The 5,123-nt window shown below is 33.9% G+C and carries 5 protein-coding genes; 1 reads left to right on the top strand and 4 read right to left on the bottom strand.

Annotated features, from left to right (window positions below; translation table 11 throughout):
* Nucleotides 1-55: 55 nt before the first annotated feature.
* Entirely contained in the window at nt 56-1,798 is a 1,743-nt protein-coding gene (locus ACQRBH_RS16975; RefSeq protein ID WP_427762632.1) for a YARHG domain-containing protein, read from the bottom strand.
* Between the two features lie 18 nt (nt 1,799-1,816).
* The gene (locus tag ACQRBH_RS16970) at nt 1,817-2,551 is read right to left on the bottom strand and encodes a zinc-ribbon domain-containing protein (RefSeq protein WP_427762631.1); all 735 of its coding nucleotides are present in this window, start codon (nt 2,549-2,551) and stop codon (nt 1,817-1,819) included.
* A 152-nt stretch (nt 2,552-2,703) separates the two neighbouring features.
* On the opposite strand from ACQRBH_RS16970, the gene ACQRBH_RS16965 reads away from it, so the two are divergent.
* Nucleotides 2,704-3,036, top strand: a complete 333-nt coding sequence (locus ACQRBH_RS16965; RefSeq protein WP_427762630.1) for a helix-turn-helix domain-containing protein — start codon at nt 2,704-2,706, stop codon at nt 3,034-3,036.
* Between the two features lie 55 nt (nt 3,037-3,091).
* Here the strand turns inward: ACQRBH_RS16965 and prfH are convergent, their stop codons facing one another.
* Both prfH and ACQRBH_RS16955 read right to left on the bottom strand, forming a co-directional pair.
* Nucleotides 3,092-3,682, bottom strand: coding sequence for a peptide chain release factor H (gene prfH, locus ACQRBH_RS16960; RefSeq protein ID WP_427762629.1), 591 nt, complete (start codon nt 3,680-3,682; stop codon nt 3,092-3,094).
* Between the two features lie 27 nt (nt 3,683-3,709).
* A complete protein-coding gene (locus ACQRBH_RS16955; RefSeq protein ID WP_427762628.1) occupies nt 3,710-4,828 on the bottom strand; it encodes an RtcB family protein in 1,119 nt (372 codons plus the stop codon).
* Nucleotides 4,829-5,123: the final 295 nt, after the last annotated feature.

Raw genomic sequence — 5,123 nt, 5'->3', positions numbered from 1 at the left:
ATATTATTTCTACATCGTAGTTTCTAAGATTGCATTTTCTTTCCCCGACAAGCTATTAATATGGTTCGTACCACCCACTAAATTCTCCATCTCCTTCAAGAGAAATTTTCCCATCAGTAAATGTTCTAAAGTAATATGTAACACCATCAATCGTTACATTTGTAAGATACTGCCATACATCTTGATGTAATACATATTCTGTTGAAAAAGAATATGTAGTATATAAGTTTTCATCCATTCCATAATAATCCATTACGACAAATTCATTACCTGAATGGAATTCTACAAATATCTGTGTATCAACCATGTGAAATGTCTTATCGGCCACAGAATTATATGCTTCATTAAGCACTGCTTGTTCTTCATTTGAAGTACCATTAATTTCACCTTCAACTTTTTTAATCAATTCAACATTTTTCTTTTCAAAATCGTTAAGTTCAGCATCTGCGTTAAAATCATTAAAAGATATTTTTTCCTTATACCAAGACCGTTCTTTAAAATATGTCTGAAGTTCTTCTGATTCGAAAACGACTCCGTGCCTTGCATAAATTTCATTACGTCCAATTTTTAATTTGTCTACCGTCACTTGTCGAACTTCATCCTCTGAAAGATATTTTGAATCACTGTCTGGGAAAATATATTCACTTGGATCTACCACCTCTTTAAAATTTTCAAGTTCATCATCAGAAAAGACCATATATGATATCTGATTTACAATATTTTCTTCACATGAACATATTACAGCCTCATTCGTATCTTTATTTAATCTTACAAATCCAACTCCTCCATCATCCTCTAATGCAGTATAGGCATCTTCTAATATTTTCATTGCATCTTCTTTTGTATCTCCCAGTCTTACTCCATGAAATGCCGGCGCATTATTATTATCTCCTTCGATGATAACCAAATCAACCTTTCCATCATCATCATAACCTACTGTAATCTCTCCATTAGACGCTTGCAATTCGCTATCGTCTGTAATAAATCCCATTTTCTCCATTTCCTTTATACTTTTACCTATCACAGTTTCCATATCTATTTCAGACAAATCATATTCTTTTACAGGTTCTTGTATATCCTCCTCAATATACTCTACGCTATTATTCCGTTCTGAAAATCTTTCTATTCCAAAACAAATTGCAAATGCTGCAACCAAAAGCCAAATGATTGTTATTATCCACTCTCTTATTGTCCATGCTTTATTCGAGATTTTTTTCTTCTCAATAGCTAATATGTCATCTTCTGGATATCCCATCTCGCGTAATAAGTCTAATGCATCTGCTTTCTGACATATCGGTATTTTTACACATGTTCCATCCTTCAAGTACAATCTTATATGCTGTGTACAAGCAATCTGCACAAAGAAAGCCGTTCCAACAATTGATAATCCATATGTAATAAATAATAATAATCCCATTATAATTATCCGTACAAAATCAGAAACAGTCCACTCTGGCTCAATACCAAATTTGATTTGGATTATATCTTCTTTTGTAAATTCATAGTTATACTCTTTACGCCATGATAACACTTTTACCTTAACATTACTTCCCGATACTTTAATTTCTGTTGGTATTTCCTTGAAAGTAAGTTTTCCAGTTCTCCTAGCCGCAAATAAATGAAACACTTTTTCTTCAGAATCACTTTCATATTTAACATTTTCACCACTGAACATCGTAGCGTTATTATCTTTAGAAATTTCTTCTTGTTGAACATCATCTAACTTGATTTCCTCTCCGCAATAAGGACATTTCTTCCAATCATCCTCTAATTTTTTCCCACAATTTACGCAATACATATGACCACTTCTCCTTTATTATTCATCTTCATTTTTTTCAAACTTAAGAGGTATCCTGTATGTTATATACTTATCTTCCTTTGTTATATCTTTTAGTACTTTAATTTCTAATTCTGCCTCTTCGGCATTTTCATATACTGCATTTCCAATTTGTCCTATGATTACACAGTAATACTGATTCTTAGGGAACAAAACCGCATCCGGGTCTATACTAATCAAATCCCCTATATCAAATCCTTGAAATTCTGTTCGTTCATTATTTTCTAGCCATAAATCTCCATTAACTTCATATTTCCCATCAAAGATTAATGTAAAATCGCAAATTTCATTAATATCATATTTTGAAGAGGATAAATTCTCAACCGTACCATATATACCAAACATAGTTCCTTCACCTTCATACTGTATTCCAGCTTCTTCAACTACTGCATATTCTGGATACGCTGCTCCCTCAAAGCATATCCCCTCATCTAATGATAAATTAACTATATCCTCTACATTAATTGGATCTCCGAATTCCACCTCTCTTGTTTGATCTCCTTTTCTAATCAAACAAACACCTATAAATACAATTATGATGATTATTATCCCAACCCACCAACTTTTATGTAATGTAATCCTCTTGATATTGATAGTGTCACTATTCATTTCTTTTGATACTGCATTTTGTACCTTTTTTTCTACTTTTGTTCCACACCTTGGACACACATTCCAATCATCATTCAACTTGTTACCACAATTTCTACAATACATATTTCATCCTTTCCTTTTAAACAAGTTATTTCTTTATTATTTATTCTTATATTTTTTATATCTATTGGCTATATTATATCATTATCTGTTGCTTATAGCTAGTGGTTTTATGTTGCTGCTAGATATATTCTTTAGCCAACAGGAGGTAATTTATGGATCTCAAAGAAATAGGCTGTAGAATCAAAACAATTAGAAAAAGTAATCGGTTGACACAAGAACAATTAGCTGAATTAATCAATGTAAGTCCACATTATATTTATGAAATAGAAAAGGGTCTCAAAAAAATGTCACTTGATACGCTCACATCACTAAGTTCATCTCTTAATGTATCCGCTGATTATATTTTATTTGGATATAGCCCCGAACCTTCTGGGCAAGAATATAAATATTTCGATCAACTTGACCAACTACTTCAACTACTAACTCCTACTCAACGTAAAAGCATCACCAAAATAATTCAAACAATTCTACCACTATTAAAATAACTTAAAACAAGGGCAGAACTTAATCTGCCCTCGCTTTCAATAATCTTATTTTATATTACTTTTTCCGTATAAACTTCATTCCTTCATATACTCTAACCGGATTTCCCCTGATAATCCGAGTATGCTCTCTCCATGCAGAATTTACCTGTTTTTGTTTCTCATCTTTCTCTTTCTGAGCCAAAATTGCATTTAATTTATTTAATGCATCCCTTTTATTTGCATACTGGCTTCTTTCAGAAGTAGATGTTACCGTAATCCCAGTTGGTATATGTATCAGTCTTACACCAGTTTCAACTTTATTTACATTCTGTCCTCCTTTGCCTCCAGAATGAAATCTTTCAAATCGAATGTCCTGATCTGTACTGACATTTTCAATTTCCGGAATAATGCTGACATCTACGAACCAATTTTTTCGCTTATGATTCGGTCTATAAGGACTTTTACAAATCCACTGAATACTGCCTTCCAATTCAGACAAATCCTGCTCTGCCGAAAATAATATAGACGTATAGCATCCATTCTCCCTTGAGGCATGGGTTGATATTATCTCTATGTCAGGATATTCTTTCTGCAGAGTTTCATATAATTTACGGACCGCCAGTTCACATTCTAGCGGCCCCTGTCCAGAACTCAATTGTACAATCATACTTATCCTTCCTACTTTCTTCCAAATTTACTTCCCTCCAGCCTTGTAATTATATACAGGTTTTAAATGCGCAGTAATCACCACAGTGTCTTGAATATTTTCTACAATATCTGCAGTTTTTCTATACGCAAATGGAGCTTCATCTAGTGTTTCCTTTCCAATACAGGAACTATAGATTCCTTTCATCTCAGCTTTATAATCAGACACCGTATAATGTGCCTGTACTTCATCACGCCGATATACTCTGCCGGAGCCATGTGGTGCAGATTCGTTCCAGTCTTTATTTCCAAGTCCGGCTCCAAGAAGAATTCCTTCTTTCATATTAATCGGAATAACCACCGTTTCACCTAATTTTGCAGAAATAGCGCCTTTCCTTAAGATACAGTTTTCTTCCTTCTGATCAATATAATTATGAACACAGGAAGTCATATTCATCCATTTCCACTTCATTCCTTTTGCCAATTCTTCCAGAATAATTCTTCGGTTCAATTCTGCATATTCCTGTACAACCAACTGATCCTGCAGATATTCTTGCATTAAATCACCTGTCAGATAGGTCAACTCAAATGGCACTTGGATTCCTTGTTCTTTTAAAATCTTCTGTCCCTCTCTAAGGTAATACTCTGTCACACACTGACCCAAGTGACGGCTGCCACTGTGCACCAATGCATAATATTGCTTCTTTTCATCCTGATCGATTTCAATAAAATGATTACCACCGCCAAGTGTCCCTAAGCCAAGCAGTTCTCTTCTTACATCAACACTATTTACACAATGTAATCTCTTGAAGTCAAATTCCTCACTCAGCCTATGTATGCTTTTACGAAGAGAACTCCCTGCTGGAACTTTTTCTCTGATTATTCTGTCTAGTTTCTGATATTCAATTTTCTTTCCTTTTATCGGAGCAATTGTCATCCCACAGCCAATATCAATACCTACCAAATTCGGTAATATCATATCTCTGATTGTCATAGTAAGACCAATCGTACTTACTTTTCCCGGATGAACATCTGGCATTACTCGAATAGTACTTCCTTTGGATACCTCATTATCACAAAGCATCTGAATCTGTGCAATGGCATATTGCTCCACTTGATCTGTAAAAATTTTTGCGGACGCATAGATCCCATCTACTGTTTTCATCATAACCTCTTCTTCCCAGTACTTTTCTAAAAATAGCGCAAAAAAAGCACCTTTAAAATTCAGAGATACAGAATCACACTGCAAACGGATTAGAATAGATGAAATAACCTAAGATAATTTCTGATCCGCAGTGTGGAAAATCTGCATTCTGTTCCTATATTTAGTTGCTTTGAAAAATTGATTTACGTATCTCATAGATTTTCCTCCTTTCGAATCCTATTGTTTATACTTACACATTTAGTATAAAAAGCATTCTATTTCCTGTCAATAATCTCCTTTAAAAAAACATCTACAACAG

Origin of the sequence: Bariatricus sp. SGI.161, assembly GCF_050313695.1 — a bacterium.
Taxonomy (GTDB): Bacteria; Bacillota; Clostridia; order Lachnospirales; family Lachnospiraceae; genus JAFBIX01.
Note: the sequence above shows the minus strand (reverse complement) of the source record. Positions and strands in the feature narration are given on the sequence as shown.

Coding starts and splice junctions, on each gene's coding strand:
- ACQRBH_RS16975 (WP_427762632.1), bottom strand. CDS start 1,798: ATGTATTGCGTAAATTGTGGGAAAAAATTAGAGGATGATTGGAAGAAA.
- ACQRBH_RS16955 (WP_427762628.1), bottom strand. CDS start 4,828: ATGATGAAAACAGTAGATGGGATCTATGCGTCCGCAAAAATTTTTACA.
- ACQRBH_RS16970 (WP_427762631.1), bottom strand. CDS start 2,551: ATGTATTGTAGAAATTGTGGTAACAAGTTGAATGATGATTGGAATGTG.
- ACQRBH_RS16965 (WP_427762630.1), top strand. CDS start 2,704: ATGGATCTCAAAGAAATAGGCTGTAGAATCAAAACAATTAGAAAAAGT.
- prfH (WP_427762629.1), bottom strand. CDS start 3,682: ATGATTGTACAATTGAGTTCTGGACAGGGGCCGCTAGAATGTGAACTG.